This window comes from Anaeromyxobacter oryzae, assembly GCF_023169945.1.
Lineage (GTDB): Bacteria > Myxococcota > Myxococcia > Myxococcales > Anaeromyxobacteraceae > Anaeromyxobacter > Anaeromyxobacter oryzae.
Genome location: NZ_AP025591.1, coordinates 5,934,332 through 5,956,721 on the forward strand (window position 1 = coordinate 5,934,332; position 22,390 = coordinate 5,956,721).

At 74.1% G+C, this 22,390-nt stretch carries 19 protein-coding genes; 13 read left to right on the top strand and 6 right to left on the bottom strand.

Annotated elements, in window-relative coordinates; genetic code table 11:
- Positions 1 to 94: 94 nt before the first annotated feature.
- The 7 genes from AMOR_RS25980 (at position 95) to AMOR_RS26010 (ending at position 8,350) form a co-directional block, all read left to right on the top strand.
- Positions 95 to 739 (top strand): TetR/AcrR family transcriptional regulator, encoded by a 645-nt coding sequence (locus tag AMOR_RS25980; RefSeq protein WP_248355524.1) that lies wholly within the window; start codon positions 95 to 97, stop codon positions 737 to 739.
- Between the two features lie 216 nt (positions 740 to 955).
- A complete protein-coding gene (gene serA, locus AMOR_RS25985) occupies positions 956 to 2,542 on the top strand; it encodes a phosphoglycerate dehydrogenase (RefSeq protein ID WP_248355525.1) in 1,587 nt (528 codons plus the stop codon).
- Between the two features lie 102 nt (positions 2,543 to 2,644).
- On the top strand, positions 2,645 to 3,439 hold the full coding sequence (locus AMOR_RS25990) for a hypothetical protein (RefSeq protein WP_248355527.1): 795 nt from the start codon (positions 2,645 to 2,647) through the stop codon (positions 3,437 to 3,439).
- Between the two features lie 58 nt (positions 3,440 to 3,497).
- Positions 3,498 to 4,553 (top strand): ATP phosphoribosyltransferase regulatory subunit, encoded by a 1,056-nt coding sequence (hisZ, locus tag AMOR_RS25995; RefSeq protein WP_248355529.1) that lies wholly within the window; start codon positions 3,498 to 3,500, stop codon positions 4,551 to 4,553.
- 107 nt (positions 4,554 to 4,660) lie between these two features.
- On the top strand, positions 4,661 to 5,965 hold the full coding sequence (locus AMOR_RS26000) for an adenylosuccinate synthase (protein WP_248355531.1): 1,305 nt from the start codon (positions 4,661 to 4,663) through the stop codon (positions 5,963 to 5,965).
- A 70-nt stretch (positions 5,966 to 6,035) separates the two neighbouring features.
- Entirely contained in the window at positions 6,036 to 7,823 is a 1,788-nt protein-coding gene (locus AMOR_RS26005) for a tetratricopeptide repeat protein (RefSeq protein WP_248355533.1), read from the top strand.
- Between the two features lie 104 nt (positions 7,824 to 7,927).
- On the top strand, positions 7,928 to 8,350 hold the full coding sequence (locus tag AMOR_RS26010) for a hypothetical protein (protein ID WP_248355535.1): 423 nt from the start codon (positions 7,928 to 7,930) through the stop codon (positions 8,348 to 8,350).
- A 76-nt stretch (positions 8,351 to 8,426) separates the two neighbouring features.
- On the opposite strand, the gene AMOR_RS26015 is transcribed toward AMOR_RS26010, so the two are convergent.
- The 3 genes from AMOR_RS26015 to AMOR_RS26025 all read right to left on the bottom strand — a co-directional run bounded on the left by AMOR_RS26015 (position 8,427) and on the right by AMOR_RS26025 (position 11,914).
- Entirely contained in the window at positions 8,427 to 9,242 is an 816-nt protein-coding gene (locus tag AMOR_RS26015) for an FHA domain-containing protein (RefSeq protein WP_248355537.1), read from the bottom strand.
- A 101-nt stretch (positions 9,243 to 9,343) separates the two neighbouring features.
- A complete protein-coding gene (locus tag AMOR_RS26020) occupies positions 9,344 to 9,601 on the bottom strand; it encodes a hypothetical protein (RefSeq protein WP_248355538.1) in 258 nt (85 codons plus the stop codon).
- Positions 9,602 to 9,610: 9 nt separating this feature from the next.
- On the bottom strand, positions 9,611 to 11,914 hold the full coding sequence (locus AMOR_RS26025; protein WP_248355540.1) for a DNA internalization-related competence protein ComEC/Rec2: 2,304 nt from the start codon (positions 11,912 to 11,914) through the stop codon (positions 9,611 to 9,613).
- A gap of 164 nt (positions 11,915 to 12,078) precedes the next feature.
- On the opposite strand from AMOR_RS26025, the gene AMOR_RS26030 reads away from it, so the two are divergent.
- The 4 genes from AMOR_RS26030 (at position 12,079) to cysS (ending at position 16,046) form a co-directional block, all read left to right on the top strand.
- On the top strand, positions 12,079 to 12,594 hold the full coding sequence (locus tag AMOR_RS26030; protein WP_248355542.1) for a CarD family transcriptional regulator: 516 nt from the start codon (positions 12,079 to 12,081) through the stop codon (positions 12,592 to 12,594).
- A gap of 202 nt (positions 12,595 to 12,796) precedes the next feature.
- Positions 12,797 to 13,957 carry a 2-C-methyl-D-erythritol 4-phosphate cytidylyltransferase gene (gene ispD / locus AMOR_RS26035; protein WP_248355544.1) on the top strand — a complete coding sequence of 387 codons (1,161 nt, stop codon included), beginning with the start codon at positions 12,797 to 12,799 and terminating at the stop codon, positions 13,955 to 13,957.
- Positions 13,954 to 14,571, top strand: a complete 618-nt coding sequence (locus AMOR_RS26040) for a hypothetical protein (protein ID WP_248355546.1) — start codon at positions 13,954 to 13,956, stop codon at positions 14,569 to 14,571. Before ispD ends, AMOR_RS26040 begins: the two co-directional genes overlap by 4 nt.
- A 26-nt stretch (positions 14,572 to 14,597) precedes the next feature.
- A complete protein-coding gene (gene cysS, locus AMOR_RS26045; RefSeq protein ID WP_248355548.1) occupies positions 14,598 to 16,046 on the top strand; it encodes a cysteine--tRNA ligase in 1,449 nt (482 codons plus the stop codon).
- A 53-nt stretch (positions 16,047 to 16,099) separates the two neighbouring features.
- On the opposite strand, the gene AMOR_RS26050 is transcribed toward cysS, so the two are convergent.
- The 3 genes from AMOR_RS26050 to AMOR_RS26060 form a co-directional block, all read right to left on the bottom strand.
- Positions 16,100 to 16,291 carry a hypothetical protein gene (locus tag AMOR_RS26050; protein WP_248355550.1) on the bottom strand — a complete coding sequence of 64 codons (192 nt, stop codon included), beginning with the start codon at positions 16,289 to 16,291 and terminating at the stop codon, positions 16,100 to 16,102.
- Positions 16,292 to 16,376: 85 nt separating this feature from the next.
- Complete coding sequence (locus AMOR_RS26055) at positions 16,377 to 16,580, bottom strand: cold-shock protein (protein WP_248355551.1); 204 nt, start codon at positions 16,578 to 16,580, stop codon at positions 16,377 to 16,379.
- Between the two features lie 119 nt (positions 16,581 to 16,699).
- Positions 16,700 to 17,932: an MXAN_6577-like cysteine-rich protein gene (locus tag AMOR_RS26060; RefSeq protein ID WP_248355553.1), complete on the bottom strand. Its 1,233-nt coding sequence runs from the start codon at positions 17,930 to 17,932 to the stop codon at positions 16,700 to 16,702.
- A 120-nt stretch (positions 17,933 to 18,052) separates the two neighbouring features.
- On the opposite strand from AMOR_RS26060, the gene uvrB reads away from it, so the two are divergent.
- Both uvrB and uvrC read left to right on the top strand, forming a co-directional pair.
- Positions 18,053 to 20,155, top strand: a complete 2,103-nt coding sequence (gene uvrB, locus AMOR_RS26065) for an excinuclease ABC subunit UvrB (RefSeq protein ID WP_248355555.1) — start codon at positions 18,053 to 18,055, stop codon at positions 20,153 to 20,155.
- 66 nt (positions 20,156 to 20,221) lie between these two features.
- On the top strand, positions 20,222 to 22,339 hold the full coding sequence (uvrC, locus tag AMOR_RS26070) for an excinuclease ABC subunit UvrC (protein ID WP_248355557.1): 2,118 nt from the start codon (positions 20,222 to 20,224) through the stop codon (positions 22,337 to 22,339).
- The last annotated feature ends 51 nt before the right edge of the window (positions 22,340 to 22,390 follow it).

Consider the following 22,390-nt stretch of genomic DNA (forward strand, 5'->3'; position numbering starts at 1 on the left):
GCTAAGTCATCAGGACGGTCCGCCGACGTGGCGGCCGACCCGATCGGGTCCCATCCGGTTTTCCGGTGGGTGAACAGGAACGGAGACATCGCTCGTGAGCCGCGCGCGCCAGAGCCGCACGGCGCCGAAGGGCGCCGGGAACGAAGAGTTCGAGCCCGAGAAGCGCCGGGCGATCCTCCACGCCGCCGTCCGCGTGTTCGCGGAAAAGGGCTACCACGGCTGCCGCATCGCCGACGTCGCGCGCGCCGCGAACGTCGCCTACGGCCTCGTCTACCACTACTTCCGCAACAAGGACGAGCTGCTCGAGAGCGTCTTCGCCGAGCAGTGGACGATCTTCATCAACGCGCTCGCCGCCATCGACGCGGGCCAGGGCACGGCCGGCGACAAGATCGCGGGCATCTTCGGGTTCGTCTTCGACGTCTACAAGACCGCGCCGTCCGCGGTGCGGGTGCTCATCCTCGAGGTCACGCGCACGCCGCAGGGCCTCCGCGCCGGCTCCACGCGCGAGACGTTCGAGAAGGCGGTGGGCCTCGTCGCCGACGTCGTCCGGCAGGGGCAGGCGCGCGGCGAGCTGCGCGCGGACGCGGACCCGATCGTCGCCGCGGCGACGATCCTCGGCGGCCTCGAGCTCGCGGTCTCCGGCATGGTCGTCGGGCTCGTTCCGGCGAGCACCGAGGAGGAGATCGACCGGGTGAAGAACCAGGTCGTCGGTCTCGCCCTCGTCGGGCTCCGGGCGTGACGCCGGCGCCGGCGGGGGCGACCCCTCCCGGCCCTTCCCTCCGCGCCACGCGCGCCTGAAACCTCACTGTCGCCTCGCCGCGCCGCGCCATCCCGCCGGGAGCGTGCCGCGCGGGGCAACACGCGTTGACGGGGGCGTGGGCCGCCGCTAGGTCCCTCGTCCCCGTTCGACCCCGCGCTCCGGCGCCGCCCGTCCGCGGCCGCCCGGGAGGTGACCATGTCAGCCCGCGTCCTCGTCTCCGACGATCTGTCTCCCGAGGCGGTGAAGGTGCTCGAGGAGGCCGGCCTCGAGGTGGACGTGAAGGTGGGCCTCAAGCCCGACGCGCTCGAGGCCATCATCGGCGGCTACGACGCGCTCGCCGTCCGCAGCGCGACCAAGGTGACGGCGAAGCTCCTCGAGCGGGCCACGCGCCTCAAGGTGATCGGCCGCGCTGGAGTGGGCGTCGACAACGTCGACCTCGACGCAGCGACCCGGCGCGGGGTCGTGGTGATGAACACGCCGGGCGGATCGTCCGTCACCGTCGCCGAGCTCGCGCTCGCGATGATCCTCGGGCTCTACCGCCACGTGCCCGCCGCGACGGCCAGCGTGAAGGCGGGCAAGTGGGAGAAGAAGAAGTTCCAGGGGCACGAGCTCTCGGGCAAGACCCTCGGCGTGGTCGGCATCGGGAACATCGGCTCGGTGCTGGTGGACCGGGCGGTCGCGATGAAGATGCGGGTGATCGCGTACGACCCGTTCATCTCGCCCGAGGCGGCGGCGAAGCTCGGCGTGACGCTCGTCGAGCTCGACCAGCTCTGGGCCGAGGCGGACGCGATCTCGCTGCACGTGCCGCTCACGGAGCAGACGCGCAACCTGGTGAACGCCGGCGTCCTCGCGCGCATGAAGCGCGGCGCGCTCCTCGTGAACTGCGCGCGCGGCGGGATCGTGGACGAGCGCGCGCTCGCGGACGCGCTCGCGTCCGGCCACCTCGGCGGCGCGGCGCTCGACGTCTTCGAGAAGGAGCCGCCGCCGCCTGATCATCCGCTGTTCGCCGTCGAGAGCTTCGTCTGCACGCCGCACATCGGCGCGTCGACGGAGGAGGCGCAGTCTGCCGTCGCCGTCGCCATCGCCGAGCAGCTCGCCGCGTACCTCCAGAAGGGCGTCGTGAAGAACGCCGTGAACGTGCCGGGGCTCCCGCGGGAGGTGATGGATCAGCTCGCGCCGTACCTGCCGCTGGTCGAGAAGCTCGGGTCTCTCGCGGCGCAGCTCGCGCCCGCCGGACCGACCGAGGTGACGGTCGAGGTCGCCGGCGAGCTCGCGGCCGTGCCGATGCGGCCCCTCTCGGCGCGCGCCCTCGTGGGCCTCCTCCGCCACTTCCTGGAGACGCCCCTCAACGACGTGAACGCGCCGGCGATCGCGAAGGACCGCGGGATGGCGGTGCGGGAGGTGCGCTCCGCCGAGTCCCACGACTACGCGAGCGTCGTCACCGTGACGGTGCGCGGGCAGGGCGGGGAGGCGCAGGTCGCCGGCACCGTGTACGGCAAGCGGGAGGCGCGCATCGTCCGGGTGGACGGCTTCCGCCTCGAGGCGGTGCCGGAGGGACACGTGATCGTCTGCGAGAACGACGACGCGCCGGGCGTCTTCGGGAACCTCGGCACGGCGCTCGGCGACGCCGGCGTGAACATCGCGCGCATCTCGCTCTCCCGGCAGGAGGACCGCTCCCGGGCGTTCGCCTTCCTGAACGTGGACTCGGCGCCCGGCCCGGAGGTCCTCGAGCGGCTCCGCAGGCTGCCGCACGTCCGGGTGGTCCGCGCGATTCACCTTTAGTCACGAGGCTCGCGCGCCCGAACGCGCCGCTCCTCCTTGTGCCCCCACCGGACCGTCCCCATCTTCGGACGCAGGTGGGTCTGCCCACCGGGGAGGGAAGTCATGGCATCCGTCGGTACGGATACGCTGGGACACAGGGCGCTCCCGCGCCTCTCGTGGGGCGCCGTCATCGCGGGCGTCCTGCTCGCGATCGCGGCTCACATCGTGCTCGGCCTCGTCGGCGCGGCGCTCGGCTTCGCCGCGGCGCCCGCGGACTCGCGCGGCGTCGGCGCCGCCGCCGCGATCTGGGCGCTCGTCACGCCGTTCGTCGCGACGCTCCTCGGCGCGTGGCTCGCGTGCCGGATGGCGTCGGAGTGGGACACCGCCGGCTCGAACCTGCACGGCGTCATGGTGTGGTGCATCGGCCTCATCGCCGGCGCGATATTCCTCACGGGCACGCTCGCGTCGGGCGCGATGACCGCCGGCGCCGCGGCGAGCGGGAACGCCGGGATGATGCAGGGGCTCGGCGGCACGACGCCGTCGGACATGCGCGGGCCGCGCGGCCAGGCGCAGGCGGAGCAGGCCGGGAAGGCCGCAGCGGCCACCATGGGCGGCGCCGCGATGGCGGCCCTCGCCGGGCTGCTCGGCGCCTTCGTCGGCGCGGGCATCGCGCGCAGCAGCCGGGAGGGCAAGGGCCTGGGCATGGGGCTCGGCGGGTTCAAGATCGTCCGAACCGGCCAGGTGCGGCGCGGAGACGGTCACGCCGTCGCGACCCGCCCGATCGAGGAGGAGCGCCGCTACGGCGAGCAGCGGACGTACCAGCCGTCGGCGCCGGAGCGGGGCTCGATGGAGACGACCCGCGAGGTGACGCGCACCGAGACGCCCACGTCGCAGCCGCCGGACCCGTACCACCACTGATTCGCCCGGGCGGCGATCCTCTTCGCAAGCCGGCCGGGAGCGACTAGAGTCGCGCGCGATGCTCGATCTCTCGCTCCCGTCCGGCCTGCGCGACCTCCTGCCGGACCACTCGGCGCACCTTGCCGAGCTCTCGGCCCGCCTCCAGGAGGTCTTCTCGCGCCTGGGGTACCGGCGCGTCTTCCTGCCGACCCTCGAGCGGCTCGACGTCGTCGAGCGCGGCCTCTCCGCGGCGGCGCTCGCCGACGTCATGAAGTTCGTCGAGCCCGGGTCGGGGGAGGTGGTCGCGATCCGGCCGGACATCACGCCTCAGATCGCGCGCCTGTACGCGGCCCGACCGGACGCGCTGCCGTCCCCGGCGCGACTCTGCTACGACGGCCCGGTCCTCCGCGCGCGCGAGGCCCGCGCCGGGCGTCCGCGCGAGGTCTACCAGGCCGGCGTCGAGCTCCTCGGAGCCGGAGGCCCGGACGCCGACGCCGAGATGCTCGTGCTGCTCGCGCGCGCGCTCGAGCGCGTCGGCCTGCGCGGCGCGGTCGTCGAGGTCGGCCACGCCCGGTTCGCGCAGGCGGTCATGGACGCCGCGAAGCTGCCGGAGAAGGCGCGCGGCCCGGCGTGGGACGCGCTCTCGCGCAAGGACGAGGCGGCGCTCGGCGCGCTCGCCGTGAAGGCGCGCGGCCCGGAGAAGGCGCGCGCCGCGCTCCCCGCCCTCGCGGCGCTCTACGGCGACGGGGCGCTGGACCGGGGGCGGTCGCTCGCGAAGGCGGTCCCCGAGGCGGCGGGTGCGCTCGAGGAGGTCGAGTCGGCGCTCCGGATCGCGCGTCGCCGCGGCGTGCGCGACGTCGCGGTGGATCTCGGCGAGACGCGCGGCCTCGGGTACTACACCGGCCTCACGTTCGCGGGCTACGCGCCCGGCGCGGGGAGCTGGGTCGCGCAGGGCGGGCGGTACGACGCGCTCCTCGCGCGCTTCGGGCGGCCCGGCCCCGCCATCGGCTTCGCGGTCGACCTCGAGTTCGCCACCCAGGCCCTCGAGCGGGCGAACGGTCGCGGGAACGCCCGCGCACACGCCCGCCCTGCGCGGGCTGCGGCACGTCGCGGCCGGACCGCGCGGCGGCGCTAGACCGCGCTGGCCGATCCCCGGGGGGTTTGGTAGGGTGTGCCACCTGCGCGCCCCGCCCGCGCCCGTTCCCGGGCGCGCGCGGCGGAACGGCACCAGGGAGCCTGAACATGCCGAACGTGGTCGTCGTCGGAGCCCAGTGGGGCGACGAGGGCAAGGGCAAGATCGTCGATCTGCTCACGCAGTACGCGGACGTGGTCGTCCGCTTCCAGGGCGGGAACAACGCCGGGCACACGCTCGTGGTCGACGGCGAGAAGACCGTCCTCCATCTCATCCCGTCCGGCATCCTCCACCCCGGCAAGTCGTGCGTGATCGGGAACGGGGTCGTCTGCGATCCGGAGGTGCTCGTCACCGAGATCGACCGGCTCAAGGCGAAGGGCTTCCTGAAGGACGACGGCCAGCTCGTCGTCTCGCTCGACGCCCACGTCATCATGCCGTGGCACAAGGCCATCGACATCGCGCGCGAGAAGGCGATGGGCGAGGGCAAGATCGGCACGACCGGGCGCGGCATCGGCCCGACGTACGAGGACAAGGTCGCGCGCCGCGGCGTCCGGATCCGCGACCTGCTCGACGAGGCACGGCTCGCGCGGAAGGTGAAGGACCGCGCCGCGCTCGCGCGCGAGGAGCTCGCGCGCCTCGGCGCTACGCCCGACCTCGACGACGCGGCCATCGTCAAGAAGTTCGCCGAGCTCGGCCGCCGCATCGCCGCGTACGCGACCGACGTCTCGATCTGGCTGCACCGCGCGCTGCAGAACGGGAAGCAGCTCCTGTTCGAGGGCGCGCAGGGCACGATGCTCGACGTGGACCACGGGACGTACCCGTTCGTCACGAGCTCGAACACGGTCGCCGGGAACGCGGTCGTCGGCTGCGGCCTCGGCCCGACCGCCGTCGACTACGTGCTCGGCATCTCCAAGGCGTACTCGACGCGCGTCGGCGGCGGCCCATACCCGACGGAGCTGAAGGACGAGACCGGCGAGCGGCTCCGGAAGATCGGCGGCGAGTACGGCGCCACGACCGGCCGCCCGCGCCGGACCGGCTGGCTCGACGCGCTCGCGCTCCGCTACGCCGCGCGCGTGAACGGGCTCTCCGGGATCGCCATGACGAAGCTCGACGTCCTCACCGGCTTCGACACCGTGAAGATCGCCGTCGGCTACCGCGTCGGGGGAAAGGTCCTCGACGAGATGCCGAGCGACCCCGAGCTCATCGAGCGGTGCGAGCCGGTGTACGAGGAGCTGCCGGGCTGGTCCGAGAAGCTCGAGCACCTCCGGACGTGGGACGACCTCCCGCCCCGCGCGCGCGCGTACGTGAAGCGCGTCGAGGAGCTCGTCGGGGTGAAGGTGATCGGCTGCTCCGTCGGAGCGGATCGCGGCGAGACGATCCTCGTCGAGAACCCGTTCCGCGTCGGCAAGAAGTAGCCGTCCGGCACGAAAGGTGGGACAGCGCGGCGCGCCCCGGGTGGGCGCGCCGCTGTCGTATCATGCGCGGATGCGCGTGCTTCCACTCCTCGTGCTCCTCCTCGCCGTCCCCGCCGCCGCGGAGCCCCCGCCGCCGCAGGCGCGCGCGCTGAAGGAGCAGGGCGACGCGCGGGCGAAGGCGGGCGACGTCGCCGCCGCCCTCGAGGCGTACCGGGCCGCGCTGAGGGAGCAGCCCGCCTACTCCGACGCGTACGCGGCCATCGGCCGGATCCAGTACGCCTCCGGCGCGTACGCCGAGGCCGAGCTCTCCTACGGCCGTGCGGTCGAGATCGATCCCGGCTTCGCCACCGGCTGGTACAACTTCGGCCTCTCCGCCCGCCGCGCCGGCGACCTCGGCCGCGCGCGATCCGCCTACGAGCGATACGTCGCGCTCCGCCCGGGCGATGCCGACGGCCGGTTCGGCCTCGCCGAGACCCTGCGCAGCCTCGGCGACCGGAGCGCGGCGATCCGCGAGTACGAGGCGTTCGTGGCGATGGCCCAGGCCACGCCGGCCCAGGCGCCCTGGGTCGCCCGCGCGCGCGCCGCGATCGAGGAGCTGGGGGCTCAGGCCGCATCGAATCCGGCGCCCCAGGCGATCCCGGCCGTGGCGATCGCGGGAGGGCGCGCGAGCGCGAGCGCAGAGCCGAATCCGAACGCGAGCCCGCTCCCCGTTCCCGCGTCCCCCGACCCGGGGCCCGTGGCCCCGGGCCCGAACGCGACCGCGACCGCGGCCTCGTCCTCCACCGCGACGCCGACCGCGACGCCGACCGCGACGCCGACCGCGAACCCGACCGCGATTGCGCCTGGGAGCGCGACGGTGACGGGGACGACGGCGGGCACGGAGAGCGGGCCAGGGCCCACGGGCCACGGGACCGGGGTCACGGGCACGGAGAAGCCGGGTACGCTCACGGGCACGGTCACGGGCACGACGGCGTCGCCGTCGGCGGTCGTGGTTGCGGCCACCCCCGCGGTCCTCGCCAAGCTCGAGCAGGGCGACCGGGCGTTCGCCTCCGGCGATCACCGCGGCGCGCTGTTCGCGTACCAGGACGCCGTGTACCTCCAGCCCGCGAACGCCGTCGCGCGCGTGAAGCTCGGCCGCGCGTACCTCGCGCTCCGGTATCCGGCCCAGGCGCAGGCTCAGGCGGAGCAGGTCCTCGCCTCCGAGCCGGCGAACGCCGACGCGCGCCGCCTCCTCGAGGACTGCCGGAATCCGCCGCCGCGCCCGTCGGCGACGCCCGCGATCGCCGCCGCCCCGGCGAGCACGGCGACCCCAGCGCCCGCCGCGGCCCCGCACGCGGCACGCGTCTACCGGCTCCCGGACGCGGAGCCCGCCGCAGCGCCCCCGCGCGCCGCGCCGGTCGCGGTCGAGGCCAGGGCGCCGGCGAGCGTCGAGGCGACCGTGATCGACGCCCAGCCGGTCGCCTCCGCGGAAGCCGCCCCCGCGCCGCGCCCGACCGCCGCGCAGCTGTACCGGGCCGCCCTCGAGCTCATCGCGCGCCGCGAGTACGCGAAGGCCATCTCGCAGCTCGACGAGGCGATCGCGCGCGAGCCCGGGCTGGGCGTCGCGTACGCCGCGCGCGCGAGCGCGCGGTTCGGGCTCGGGCGGCACCGCGACGCCGCCGATGATTACGCCTCGGCGCTCCGGATGCAGCCGGAGCTCGGAACGCCGCTGTACGGCCTCGCCGAGTGCTACCGGATGCTCGGCGACCCGCGCGCGGCCGAGATGTACCGCCGGTACGCGGAGAGCCGGGGAAGCGACGTCCGCGAGGATCTTCGCGCCGTCGCCGCGCGGCGCGCCGTCGAGCTCGAGGCGCGCTGACGCAGCCCCCGTCCTGCCTGGAGGCGCGCGGGGTTGCCGCGCTCCATCGGGGCGACCACTCCCCTCGTATGGCCGTCGCCCGCGCGCCGCCGTAGACTTCAGGCATGGCGTCGGCGCGGACCTTCCGGACCCGCCTGCTCCTCCGGCTCGCGGTCGGCGCCGCGGCCGCGCTCTGGGCGGGCGTCCTCGGCCTCGTGGTCGGGCTCCCGGGGGCCGAACCCCAGACCGTCCTCGGCGCGGCGGGGTTCGTCGCCTTCTTCCTCGCGTTCAGCTTCGTGTACGGGCGGACCTGGATCGCGGTGCTCCCCGAGGGCATCGTCGCGGCGACGCCATTCCGGATCCGGCCGGTGCGGTTCGAGGACATCGTCGAGATCGTCGTGCAGGACGGGCTCGCCGGCCGCGTGTACGCGGTGTTCACCCGGCGTGGGACGGTGCAGTTCACGAGCCTCTTCGCCCACCACCGGGAGCTCTTCGAGCTCCTCCTCGAGCGCGCGCAGCTCACGCCGCGCTCCACGACGGTGGGCTGACTGTTCGGGAGCGACGGCCGTCCCACCGCGCGGAGCGTCCTCCCGGCGCTTGCGCGGCCGGCCCGGGCGCTCGCCCTCACCAGGACGCGAGGGCGAGCGCGGCGGCCGACAGCGCGAGGAGCGCCGCTGCGCCGATCGGCGCGGCAGCCCCGGCGCGGCGCCGTGCCGTACGCTTGGCGGAAACGGCGTCCGCGCGTCCCGGCTCGCCGGGGGCGCCGGTTGCCGCGCGGCGCGCTGCGCCGGGGAGGACGAGGGCGAGGAGCGTCTCGCCGATCGCGATCTCGTCGCCCGCCGCGAGCCGCGCGCGCCGGCGCTCCAGGCGGACGCCGTTCACGGAAACGCCGTTCTTCGCGCCGAGGTCCTCGAGCGCGGCGCCGCCGGGCTCGAGCGTGAGGCGCGCGTGACGGCGCGACGCGAGCGGATCCGCGAGCCGCACGCCGGATCCTCGCGCGCGCCCGATGATCTGGTCCGCAGCGAGCGGCACTCGCGCACCCGCGCGGGCGCCGGTGAGCACGACGAGATGAGGGCCCGCGACGACCGGCTCGCCCGCCGCGGCCGCGCGGAGGAGCGCCGCCGCCTCCACGCGCGTGCTCGCGGCCTCGGGATCCGGTCCCGGGGGGACCTCGATGCCTGCGCCCGCGACGTCGACCCGCTCCCCGGCGCGGAGCAGCCGGCGTCCACCCGGCGCGAGGGCGCTCCCCGCGGCTCGCACGCCCGCGACGAGCGCCTCCACGACGATGCCGTCCGCGCACGGCGCGAGCCGGAGCGCCGCGGGCGGTACGCCGAGAAGGATCACGCCGTCCGCGCGCGAGCCGCCGGCGGTGGACGGCCCCCGGAGGGGAACGCTCTCGGGCGAGCGCCCGGGCAGGTGGACGGCGACGGATCGGAACACGCCGCTGGCAGGTTCAACGGACGTGCCACGTGCGCACGGCCCGGCGTCGAGGGCTCGCCCCCGGCTGCGAGGCCGCGGCGCGGACGCCGGGGCCGCGCGGCTCACTCGTTCGGGCGCACGGCCCAGCGGCTCTCGGCCCGGGACCGCTCGGACGGATCGCCCTCGAAGCGCAGGTAGCCGTTCATTTCGAGCGAGTCGACGAGCTCCTCCGCCTCCAGCTCGGAGCAGCCGATCTCGTGCACGATGACGTCGCGGAAGTAGCTGCGGCCGCGGAGGTATCCGACCGGCGGCTCGGTGGGCGGGATGTGGCGCTTGATCCGCTCCGCGAGGTCCGAGAGGTCGAACTCCTCGATGCTCATGCCCGGAAACTAGGGGCGCTCGCGCAACGTCGCCAGGGGATCGAGGGCGGTTCCGGCGGGGACGCGACGGACCGCCTGGCCGTCCGACAGGAGCCTCACCGCGCCCTCGTCCGTCCGGAGCACGGTCGCTCCGGCCGCCTGCCAGCGCGCGAGCGCCTCCGCGTGCGGGAAGCCGTACCGGTTTCCGGTCGCGAGGCTCACGACCGCGAGCCGCGGGCGCGTCGCGGCGACGAAGGCCGGCGTGGACGACCGGCGGCTGCCGTGGTGCGGGATCTTCACCACGTCCGCCGCGAGCCCGCCGCGCGCCACCGCGGTGGCCTCGCCCTCGGCCTCGACGTCGCCGGGGAACAGGAACGCCGTCGAGCCGTACGAGACCCGCAGCACGAGGGACGCGTCGTTCCCCGACAGGGCGGCGCGATCGCCGCCGAGCGCCTCGAACACCACGCCCGCTCGCGCCCACCGCGCGCCGGGTGGCAGCGGCGACGGCGACAGCGAGGCGAGCACGCGCGCCGCGTCGCCGCCGCCCGCGTCATCGTTCGAGAAGACGCGCTCGATGGCGAAGGCGCGGGCCACCGCGACGAGGCCGAGCACGTGATCCGGGTGCGGGTGCGAGACGAACACGGCGGCGAGGCGCCGGACGCCGAGGTCCCTGAGGAAGGGGACCACGTCGCGCGCGCCGGGATCGGCTCCGCCGTCGGGGGCGCCGCCGGCGTCGACGAGCACGGCGCTGCCGTCGGGGAGGCGCAGCAGCGCCGCGTCGCCCTGGCCGACCGAGACGAAGGTCACCTCGAGGCCGCCGCGGGCGCGCGCGGCGAGCGCCCGGAGCGGCGCGGGGAGGAGGAGTGCCGCTGCCGCCCCGAGCCATGCGGCTCCGCGGAGCAGCCCGCGGGCGCGCCCGGCGAGGAGGGCGAGCGCGAACGCACCGAGCACGCCGGCGACGCCGGGCGAGCCGACACCGAGGCCGCCCCACGCCGGCGCCGCCGCGCCGTCTGCGAGCGCGAGGAGCGCCCACGCGAGCGGCCGCGCGAGGAGCAGGAACGGCGTCGCGAGCGCCGGGGCGGTCGCGGCGCCGATGGCGCCGAGCGCGGCGAGGGCCGTGAGCGCCGAGCCCACGGGGATCGCTGCGACGTTGGCGAGGAGCCCGAGGAGCGGGAGCTGGCGGAAGTGGTAGGCGAGGATGGGCGCGGTCGCGACGGACGCGGCGAGCGTGGCGCACGTGCCCTCCAGGAGTGGCTCGAGGAGCCGCGCGCGCCAGGTGCCGGCGGGAGGAGTCGGCACCGGGAGGCGCCGCCGGATGGGGCGGGCCCAGAGGACGAGCCCCGCGACCGCCGCGAACGACAGCTGGAAGCCGGGATCGAGCGCCGACGCCGGCGCTCCGGCGAGGAGGACGAGCGCGGCGAGGGCGAGCCCGTTCAACGCGTCGACCTCGCGGTCGAGCAGCGTCCCGCCGAGGACCGCCGCGGCGGCGACCGCCGCGCGGAGCACCGGCGCGCCGGCGCCGGTCGCGAGCGCGTACACGCCGGAGAGGGGCAGGGCGACGGCCGCCGCGACCCGCCGCGGATCGGCGCGTGCGGCGAGGCGGTCGCAGCGGAGCAGCGCCGCGCGGAGCGCACGCTCGAAGCCGAGCACGACCACGACGAGGTGGAGCCCGGACACGGCGAGGACGTGCGCGAGCCCGCTCCGGGCGAACGCCGCGGTGGTGTCGGGATCGAGGGCGGCCCGATCGCCCGTCCCGATCGCGCGCACGACCGCCGCCTCACGAGTCGGCAGGGAGCGAGCTGCGGCGTCCGCGAGCCGCTCTCGCGCGCGCTCGAGGAACGCCGCCGGGCTGGGCGAGGCCTCGCGAACCACGGGGCCCACGGCCGACGCCTGGAGCGCGACCCCTGCGGCGCGGAGCCGTCCCGCGGGGTCGCGCCCGCCGGGGTTGCGCGGGCCGGGCGGGACTCGGAGCTCGACCCGGACGCGGACGCGATCCCAGAGCGCGAGCGGCCACGCCGTCGGGTCGGCGAAGACCTCGAGGAGGTCGCCCTCGGTGGGGCGGAGCAGGAACCGCACCCGGTCGCCGGTGCGGTCGGGCGGCGACGCGATGCGCCCGCTCAGGACGGCGGGACCGGCCGGAGGCCGGGGCGGACCTGCGCGCGTGACGTCCGCCGCGAGCCAGCCCGCCGCCGCGAACGCAACCGGCGCGAGCGGGGGCGAGAGCGCGAGGAGAAACGCCGCGGCGACGGGGCGCGGGAACGGCGTGCCGCCGAGCCCGATCGCGGTGCCGAGCGCCAGGCCGAGCGCAGGGCCGAGGAGCGGGCGGGCCCTCATCGGCAACCCCGGGGCGACCCTGTTGGGTCATCGCGAAGAAACGCGATTTTCCGAGGGTTATTGACCGTGCCGGGGGGCTGTGATAGCCTCCCGCGACTAAGCTCCCGCCCCGACGTCGACCGAGCCGGTCGCCTTTCGGGTCCAGCGGTGGAGCGGAGGAAGGAATGCCCGCAACGCAGGCTACTCAGACGGCTCCGAATTTCAAGGTCGGAGACAAGGCGGTCTATCCCGGTCAGGGGGTCGGGGAGGTCATGGGGATCGAGCACAAGGAGGTGGCTGGCCAGCGCCAGTCCTTCTACGTGCTCCGCATCCTCGAGAACGGGATGAAGATCATGATCCCGATGAACAAGGTCGGCTCCGTCGGCCTCAGGGAGATCATCGGCGAGAAGGACGTCCGCAAGGTCTACGGCATCCTCCGGGAGAAGGAGGTCTCGGTCGACTCGACGACCTGGAACCGCCGGTACCGGGAGTACATGGACAAGATCAAGACCGGCAGCGTCTTCGAGATCGCCGAGGTGCTGCGCGACCTCTACCTGCTCCGGTCGGACAAGGACCTCTCGTTCGGCGAGCGGAAGATGCTCGACACCGCGCGGTCGCTCCTCATCAAGGAGCTCGCGATCGCGAAGGAGTGCGACGAGCAGGTGGTCGAGGACGACCTCAAGAAGATCTTCAACTGTTGATCGAGCGCCCCGGCCGCGCGCCGGGGCGACCGAGCATGGACCGCCGCACGGACGAGAGTCCGCGCGGCGGTCGCGTCTCGGGGCGAGCGGCGCAGCACGGGGCGAGAGCTCGGCGGGCACGGACGAGCCGCTAGCAGGCGCGATGCCAGCCGGCGGTTCACGGCGGACCGGGCGAGGCCCGGACGCCGGAAAGGAGCGGCGCATGATCGGCGGCGAGCGCGTGGTCGCGATCGTTGCGGCGGGCGGATCGGGCCAGCGGGCAGGGGTGGCGAAACAGTGGCTCGTCCTGGGCGGCGAGACGGTCCTGCGGCGCGCGGCGCGGGCGCTCGCGGCGAGCGAGGCGGTCGACGCGCTCGTGGCGGTCGTGCCCGCGGGCGAGGAGGGCCGCGCGGAGCGCGAGCTCGCCGGCCTCGGGAAGCCCGGCCGCGTCGTCGCAGGCGGCGCCGCGCGGGCGGACTCCGTCCGGAACGGGCTCGCCGCGGCGGAGGAGGCGGGCGTGGTGCTCGTGCACGACGCCGCCCGGCCGTTCGCGTCGCCCGCGCTCGCGGGCCGCGTCGCGGAGGCCGCGGCGCGCGACGGGGCCGCGCTCGCGGCGGTCCCCGTCACCGACACCGTGAAGCGCGCGGCCGGCGCCGAGCCGCCCCGGGTCGCGGAGACGCTCGACCGGCGGACGCTGTGGCTGGCGCAGACGCCCCAGGGCTTCCGGCGGGCGCTGCTGCTCGCGGCGTACGAGGCCGCGGGTGCCGGCGCGAGCGCCGTGACGGACGAGTGCGCGCTCGTCGAGCGCATGGGCGCGCCGGTGACGCTCGTGCCCGGCGAGGCGGGGAACTTCAAGATCACCGCGCCGGAGGACGTCGAGCGCGCGCGGGCGATCCTCGAGGCGCCGGTGGCGACCGGCGTCGGCTACGACACCCACCGGTTCGCGCCGGGGCGGCGACTCGTCCTCGGCGGCGTCGAGTTCGAGGGCGACGGTCTCCTCGGTCACTCCGACGCCGACGTCTGCGCCCACGCGATCGGCGACGCGATCCTCGGGGCCGCCGGGCTGGGGGATCTGGGCCGCCACTTCCCCGACTCCGATCCGGCATGGAAGGGCGTCTCGTCGCTCGTGCTCCTCCGCGAGATCGCGCGGAAGGCCGCGGAGCGGGGCTGGCGGGTCGGCAACGCGGACGTCACGCTCGCGGCGCGGCGCCCGAAGATCGCCCCGCGCGCGGAGGAGATGCGCGCGCGGCTCGCCGAGGCGCTCGGCGTCTCTCCGGCGCAGGTGAACGTGAAGGCGACGACGGGCGAGGGGATGGGCTTCGTGGGGCGCGAGGAGGGCATCGCCGCGCACGCGATCGCGCTCCTCGTGAGGGCGGCCCGGTGACCGCGGGTCGCGACCGGGGCGAGGACGCCTTCTTCTCCGGCGCGGTGACGGAGCCGCGGGCGGCGCCGCTCCCGCCGCCCCCGCGCCGCGAGTCGCCGCTGCTCCGCAGGTCGCCGCTGCTGGCGGCGGTCGCGCTCGCGGTCTCGGGCTGGCTCCTCGCGATGCTCTGGCCGGACGTCGCGTACTTCCTCTCGCCCGGCGATCCCATCGACCTCGGCGGCCCCGGTGCCTACCGGCTCGACGCCGCCCGCGAGAACCGCCTCGCGCAGATCCGCGGAGAGCTGCTCGACGCGGTGCCCGTCACGGAGACCCGCAGCGGCGCGGCGCGCACGGTGGGGCGCCTCGCGGGGACGAACCTGATCGTCGACCGTCCCGGACGCGGCGGGCCGCCGGTCTTCGAGGGGCGGCTCCTCCCGGCCGCGGCGCGCGCCGACTACGGCGAGGTCGTCGCCGCGATGCGGAGCCGCGGCGGCCAGGTCGGGGACCGGTTCCTCGTCCTCCGCGACGGCGAGCGGCCGCGAAAGAGGTGGCCTCCGGTGGCCGGAGCGGCGATCCTCCTCGTCGTCGTCGCAGTGAACGGACGCGCGTTGCTGCGGCGCCTCCTCACCCGCTGAAGCTCCAACTCCACGCGAGGCGAAGCATGAGCATCCAGATCCACGACACCCTCACGAACGGCAAGCGCGAGCTGGTCCCGCTCGAGCCGGGGAAGGTGCGCCTCTACGTCTGCGGCCCGACCGTCTACGACTTCGCGCACCTCGGGCACGCGCGCTGCTACGTCGTCTGGGACGTCGTGGTGCGGCACCTCCGCGCGCGCGGGCTCGAGGTGACCTTCGTCCGGAACTTCACCGACGTGGACGACAAGATCATCAAGCGGGCCAACGAGCGCCGGGAGGATCCCATCGCCCTCGCGGCACGGTTCGCCGACGCGTTCCACGAGGACATGGACGCGCTCGGCAACCTGCGGCCCGACGTGGAGCCCCGGGTCTCGGCGCACATCCCGGAGATCGTCGCGCTCATCGAGACGCTCGTCGCGAAGGGGTTCGCGTACGCGCCGGGGAACGGCGACGTCTACTACTCCGTCCGGAAGTTCCCGGAGTACGGGCGGCTGTCGAAGCGGAACCTCGACGACCTCATCTCCGGCGCGCGCGTCGAGCCGGGCGAGTCCAAGGCGGACCCGCTCGACTTCGCGCTCTGGAAGGCCGCGAAGCCGGGCGAGCCCGCGTGGAACTCGCCGTGGGGGAAGGGGCGTCCGGGCTGGCACATCGAGTGCTCGGCGATGACGCTGAAGCACCTCGGGCCCACCATCGACCTGCACACGGGCGGCAAGGACCTCGTCTTCCCGCACCACACGAACGAGATCGCGCAGTCGGTCGCCGCGACCGGCGACGGCGTCCACGCCGACGCGTTCTCGCGGTACTGGATGCACAACGGCTTCGTGCAGATCGACGACGAGAAGATGTCGAAGTCGCTCGGCAACTTCTTCACCGTGCGCGACGTCCTCGCGAGGTTCGACGGCGAGGCGCTCCGGTTCTTCCTCCTCGGGACGCACTACCGCCGGGACTTCAACTTCTCCGACGCGATCCTGGCCGAGGCCGAGAAGCGCCTCGGCTCGCTCTACGAGACGCTCGACAAGGCCGACAAGCTCGGCGCCGGGGCGTCGCCCGCCGGGCGCGGCGGCGCCGTCGTCGACCGGGCGCGCGCGGCCCTCGACGACGACATCAACACGCCGCAGGTGCTCGGCCAGCTCGCCGAGGCGTTCACGGCGGCGAACGCCATCGCCGACCGGAAGGGCAAGAAGACGCCGGAGGACCGGGCCGAGCTCGCGGCCTTCGGCCGCGACGTCCGCGAGATCGGGCGCACGCTGGGCATCCTGCAGCGGCATCCGGAGGAGGCGCTGCTCGCGATCCGCGGCAGGGCGGCCGCGCGGCGCGGGATCGATCCGGCGATGGTGGAGGCGCGGATCCGCGAGCGGGCGGCCGCGCGGGCGGCCAAGGACTTCGCGCGATCGGACGGGATCCGGGACGAGCTGCTCGCCCTCGGCGTCGCGCTGATGGACGGGCCGCAGGGGACGAGCTGGAAGGTGGAGTAGCGCGCGGCGCGCGGCCCGCTCGCAAAGTGGCGAGGGGCCGGCGCCTGCGGCCGTCACTCCTCGAGCTTCGGCTGCGGTCCGGGGATGATGCCGGCGATGTCCGGATCCTCGCCGGGGGAGAGCGGGTTCTTGGCGCGCTCCGCCTTCTCGCGCTTCCGCTGCTCCTTCTTCTCGTCCTTCTTCTGCTGGTACTCGCGGCGGGCCGCTTCCTTCTGCCGCTTCGTCGCTCCGGGATTGAAAGCCATGATTCCTCCGGTGAGGGTTCAGGGTCTCTGAACGCAAAGGCCCGGCCTTGCGGCCGGGCCCGAACGACGCAGAGAAGGTGTCGCGTTACACCGCGCGGACGTTCGCCGCCTGGAGGCCCTTCGGGCCCTTCTTCACCTCGAACTCGACCCGCTGGCCTTCCTGGAGGCTGCGGAAGCCCTCGGACTGGATCGCGGTGTGGTGGACGAACACGTCCTCCCCGCCGCCGTCCTGAGAGATGAACCCAAAGCCCTTCGCGTCATTGAACCACTTCACGGTACCACTCGCCATCTGCACACCTTTTTCGTGATCGTTCGGGACGAGCTGTCCCGCCGGTCCTGCCATTCCTTAGGCGGGACGGGCGATAAAGTAGTCGGGCGAGGCTTGAAAGTCGAGAGCGTTTCGAGGGGCTAGTGCCAGGCCGAGCCGCTGGTGAACGGGCAGGTGGCCGCGACGCACGCGGACACGTTGGAGACGAGGACGAGCCCCGTCATGGTCGAGCCGGAGTAGCACCAGATCGCTGCCTGGGTCGCGCCGATGGCGGGCCCGTTCGTCCGGCAGAGGCAGTTGGCGCACTGCAGCCCGACCTCGGTGGTCTGCCCCGTCGGCGCCCAGGCGGCGGCGGCGAGCCGGGCCTGGTCCACCGTGTGCTGATCGAGGGAGCCACAGTCGAAGTAGTTCTGCCCGAGACCGTTGGAGTGCGCCGTCTGGCAGGTGCTCCCGCTGTCACAGCAGCCGTTGCCCGCGCAGCAGATGCCAGGAACCGTCGCCCCGCAGGCGACACCCGCAGGGCAGCCGCACACCCCGTTCGAGCACGTCCCGCCTGTCGGACACGCCTTCCCGCAGGTCCCGCAGTTCGCCGCGTCGGTCTTCGTGTTCACGCACGCGCCGCCGCAGGCGGTCTGGCCCGTGGGGCAGGCGCACGTGCCGCTCGAGCAGGTCGCGCCGGTGGCGCAGTGCGTATCACACGAGCCACAGTTCGACGGATCCGTCCGTGGATCGACGCAGCCCGCCGGGCAGGTGAGGCGAGGCGCGACGCACTGACACGACGCGTCCTTGCACGTCTCGCCGCTCGCGCAGACGGTGCCACACGCGCCGCAGTTCCTCGCGTCCGTCTGCGGGTCGACGCACGCGTTGGCCGTCGCCGGGGGGGGCGGGCACGCGAGCCGGGGCGCCGGACACAGACACGCGCCGCCCTCGCAGGTCTCGCTGGAGATGCACGACGTGCGGCAGGTGCCGCAGTTCGCGGTGTCGGTGAGGAGATCGACGCACCGGATGCCGGGGCCGTCGCAGGTGGACGTGCCGGCGTCGCACGCGCACGCGCCGCCGGAACACGTCCCGAGGCCGCACGCGACGTCGCACGCGCCGCAATGGAGCGCATCGGTCTGAAGGTCGACGCACGTGCCGTTGCACTCGCTCTGGCCCGCAGGGCACGTGCAGTTACCCTGGACGCAGGTCGCGCCGGTGGCGCAGACCCTGAGGCAAGCACCGCACGAGATCGGGCTCGTCTGGAGGTCCACGCAGGCGCCCCTGCAGTCCGTCTGGCCGGCGGGGCACTTCGTGCCGCCGTCGTGGCAGGCGGCGAGGGAGAGCGCGAGCGCGACGGCGGCGAGGCAGGACCGGGGCTGGGACGAGCGGTGCATGGCGGGCCTCCGGGCCGGAATCTTACGCCGGCGGGCGGTCGAGTGGGGGCGCGCCACGCGGGGGACGGAGCGTGGCGTCGCGCCGCTGAACGGAGCGGGACACCCCGTTAGAATGCCGCGGTGCCCTTCGACATCCAGAGCGTCTTCCAGCCCACGGGTGACCAGCCGCGCGCGATCCAGGAACTGACCGGCGGGCTCCGCCGCGGGGACGCGCACCAGGTGCTCCTCGGCGTCACCGGCTCCGGGAAGACCTTCACGGTCGCGAACGTCGTGTCGCAGGTCAAGCGGCCGACGCTCGTCATCGCTCACAACAAGACGCTCGCCGCGCAGCTCTACGGGGAATTCAAGGAGCTCTTCCCGACGGCCGCCGTCCACTACTTCGTCAGCTACTACGACTACTACCAGCCCGAGGCGTACGTCCCGTCCACGGACACCTACATCGAGAAGGACTCGTCCATCAACGACGAGATCGACCGGATGCGGCACGCGGCGACGCACGCGCTGCTCACCCGGAACGACGTGCTCATCGTGGCCTCCGTCTCCTGCATCTACGGCCTCGGCACCGCGGAGGCGTACTACGGCCTCCTGCAGCAGATCGAGCGCGGGCAGGAGTTCCTCCGCGACCGGTTCATCCGGTCGCTCATCGACATCCAGTACGAGCGGAACGACCTCGACTTCCACCGCGGGACCTTCCGCGTCCGCGGCGACACCATCGAGGTGTTCCCGCCGTACGAGGAGGACCGCGCCGTCCGCATCGAGTTCTTCGGCGACACCGTGGAGTCGATCCACGAGTTCGATCCGCTCCGCGGCGTCACCCTCGCCGAGATCGACAAGGTCGCGATCTTCCCGAACAGCCACTACGTCTCGGCGCCGGAGACGCGCGCCCGCGCGATGAGCGGCATCCGCGAGGAGCTCCGCGAGCGCCTCCAGGAGCTCCGCGGCGCGAACAAGCTCCTCGAGGCCCAGCGCCTCGAGCAGCGGACGATGTTCGACCTCGAGATGCTCGAGCAGATGGGCGTCTGTCCGGGCATCGAGAACTACTCGCGGTGGCTCTCCGGGCGGAAGGCGGGCGACCCGCCGCCGTGCCTCCTCGACTACTTCCCGAAGGACTTCCTCCTCGTCATCGACGAGTCGCACCAGACCGTCCCGCAGATCGGCGCGATGTACCGCGGCGACCGCTCGCGCAAGGAGACGCTGGTCGAGTACGGGTTTCGCCTCCCGTCGGCGCTCGACAACAGGCCCCTCAAGTTCGAGGAGTTCGAGCGCATCCCGAGGCAGGCGATCTACGTCTCGGCGACGCCCTCCGAGTACGAGCTGCAGAAGGCGCAGGGCGTGGTGGTCGAGCAGATCATCCGGCCGACGGGGCTCACCGACCCGGAGGTCGAGACGAGGCCCGTCGGCTCGCAGGTCGACGACCTCCTCGGCGAGGTCCGCAAGCGCGCCGAGGCGAACGAGCGCGTCCTGGTCACGACGCTCACGAAGCGGATGGCGGAGGACCTCACCGAGTACTTCACCGACGTGGGCGTCCGCTGCCGCTACCTCCACTCCGACATCGACACGCTGGAGCGGAGCGCGCTGATCCGCGACCTCAGGAAGGGCGAGTTCGACGTCCTCATCGGCATCAACCTGCTCCGCGAGGGGCTCGACATCCCCGAGGTGTCGCTCGTCGCGGTGCTCGACGCGGACAAGGAGGGCTTCCTCCGCTCGGCGGTGTCGCTCATCCAGACCATCGGGCGCGCCGCGCGGAACGTGAACGGGCGGGTGATCCTGTACGCGGACCGCGTGACCGACTCGATGCGGCAGGCGCTCGAGGAGACCGATCGCCGCCGCGAGATCCAGAGGCGGTACAACGCGGAGCACGGGATCACGCCGCAGACGGTGAAGCGGAACATCACCGACCTCCACATGGCGGTGGTCGAGGCGGACTACCTCACGGTGCCGATGGCCGCCGAGGAGGGCGCCGAGTACAAGCCGGAGCAGATCCCGGAGATCGTCGGCGCGCTCGAGGTCGAGATGAAGGAGGCCGCGCAGGCGCTCGACTTCGAGAAGGCGGCGGAGCTGCGCGACCGGATCCTCGCCCTCAAGGACCTGCAGCTCGGGCTGCCCGCGAAGGCGGCCGGCATGAAGGGCGTGCTCGGGAGCGGGGCGGTGGCGAGCGCGGCGGCGATGGGGACGCTGCGGGGCGGCGCGCGCCGCCCGCAGCAGCGGCGGCGCCGGCGCTGAGGTCGTCGCCGCAGTCGTCGCCCCAGGTGATCCGCCGCCCGTTTCGGGCTAATTGCTGGAGCCCGGATGAACGACACGCTCCGCCAGAAGCTCGACGCGCTCCCGCCGGAGCCCGGCTGCTACCTGATGAAGGACCGGGCCGGCGAGGTGGTCTACGTCGGCAAGGCCTCGAGCCTGCGCTCACGGGTGCGCTCGTACTTCGACAGCGGCCGGGGGGACGACCGCGCGTTCGTCGCGCTCCTCGACGATCTCCTCGGCGACATCGAGGTGATCGTCACGCGCTCGGAGAAGGAGGCCGTCCTCCTCGAGAACGAGCTCATCAAGAAGCACAAGCCGCGCTTCAACGTGCGGCTGCGGGACGACAAGGACTTCATCGTCCTCCGCCTCGACGGCCACCACCCGTACCCGCGCCTCGAGGTGCGCCGCGCGCGCGAGCCGCGCCGGCCCGACGCACGCTACTTCGGCCCGTACTCCTCGGCGTCGTCCATCCGCGAGACGCTCCGGGTGGTCAACCGCCACTTCCAGCTCCGGACCTGCTCGGACCACGTGTTCGATCACCGGAAGCGGCCGTGCATCCTCTACCAGATCCACCGGTGCCCGGCGCCGTGCGTGTACGACGTCCCCGCCGACGAGTACCAGCGCTCCGTCGAGGACGCGGTGGAGTTCCTCGAGGGCCGCGAGAGCGAGCTGGTCGTCCGGCTCCGCGCGCGGATGGACGAGGCCGCGGCGGCGCTCCGGTTCGAGGACGCGGCGCGGCTGCGCGACCAGCTCCAGGCGGTGGAGCGGAGCCTCGAGAAGCAACGGGTCCTGATGAGCGACCGGGCGGACCGCGACGTGGTGGGGCTCTACCGCGAGGGCCCCGATCTCGTGGTCCAGGTGCTCGCGATGCGCGGGGGCAAGCTCCAGGACTCCCGCAGCTACCCGTTCCACGAGCAGGAGTTCCCCGACGCGGAGATCCTCTCCTCGTTCCTCTCGCTCTACTACGAGCAGAACCCCGCGCCGGACGAGGTGCTGGTGCCGATCGAGCCGACCGAGGCGGACGCGCTCGCGGACGTGCTCGCGGAGCGGCGCGGCCGGCGCGTGCGGCTCCTCACCCCGCAGCGGGGCGCCAAGGCCGACCTGCTCGAGGTCGCCGCGCGGAACGCGGAGCAGAGCTTCCGGTCGTGGCACGAGAAGGACGAGCGGCGCGAGCAGGCAATGGCCGCGCTCGTCCGGTCGCTGCACCTCGCCCGGCCGCCGCGCTGGATGGAGTGCTACGACATCTCGACGTTCCAGGGCGCGCTCGCGGTGGGCTCCGGAGTCTCGATGAAGGACGGCGAGCCCGACAAGGCGAACTACCGCCGGTACAAGGTCAAGGGGGTCGCGGGGCAGGACGACTTCGCGATGCTGTACGAGGTCATCACGCGGCGGCTGCGGCGCGGGCTCGCGGAGGGCGCCTTCCCGGACCTCATCGTCATCGACGGCGGTAAGGGGCAGCTCAACGCCGCGCTCGCGGCCGCGAAGGATCTCGGCGTCCCCACGAAGCCCTCTCCCGGGAACGAGGGGGCGCCGTTCGTGGAGCTGTGCGGCCTCGCCAAGAGCCGCCTCCTCGACGCGGCCGCGCTCGGGACGGCGCGCGTCGTCGGCCGGCGCGCGCGGCGCGGGGCGCCGGCGGTGCACGGCGGCGCGGCAGCGGAGCTCGCCGACGCGGCGGAGGCCGCGGAGAAGGGGTACGTCTCCGAGCTCGCCCGGAGCCCGGAGCGGGTGTTCCTTCCCGGCCGGAAGGATCCGATCGTGCTGCGGCAGAACTCGGCCGAGCTGTTCCTCCTCGCGCGGCTCCGGGACGAGGCGCACCGGTTCGCGATCACCTTCCACCGGAAGCTCCGCCGCGAGCGGAACTTCCAGAGCGTCCTCGAGGAGATCCCGGGCATCGGCGCCGGCCGCAAGAAGGCGCTCCTGCGTCACTTCGGCGCGCTGAAGCGGGTGAAGGAGGCGACCCTCGACGAGATCGCCGAGGTCGAGGGCTTCGGTCCGAAGCAGGCCGGCGCCGTGTTCGACTTCTTCCACCGGCCGGACGCGCCTGACGTCGTGGAGGCGACGGCGGACGTCCCGCCCGGGGTGGATGCCGCCGAGGCGGCAGGCGCGACCGCGACCGAGGAGGAGATCGACGCCGCGCTGGCGGAGGATGATGCGAACTCCACGTAGCACCGCTATCTCCGTGGACCGGATCGGTCCTCTTATCTGATAACCTCTGGC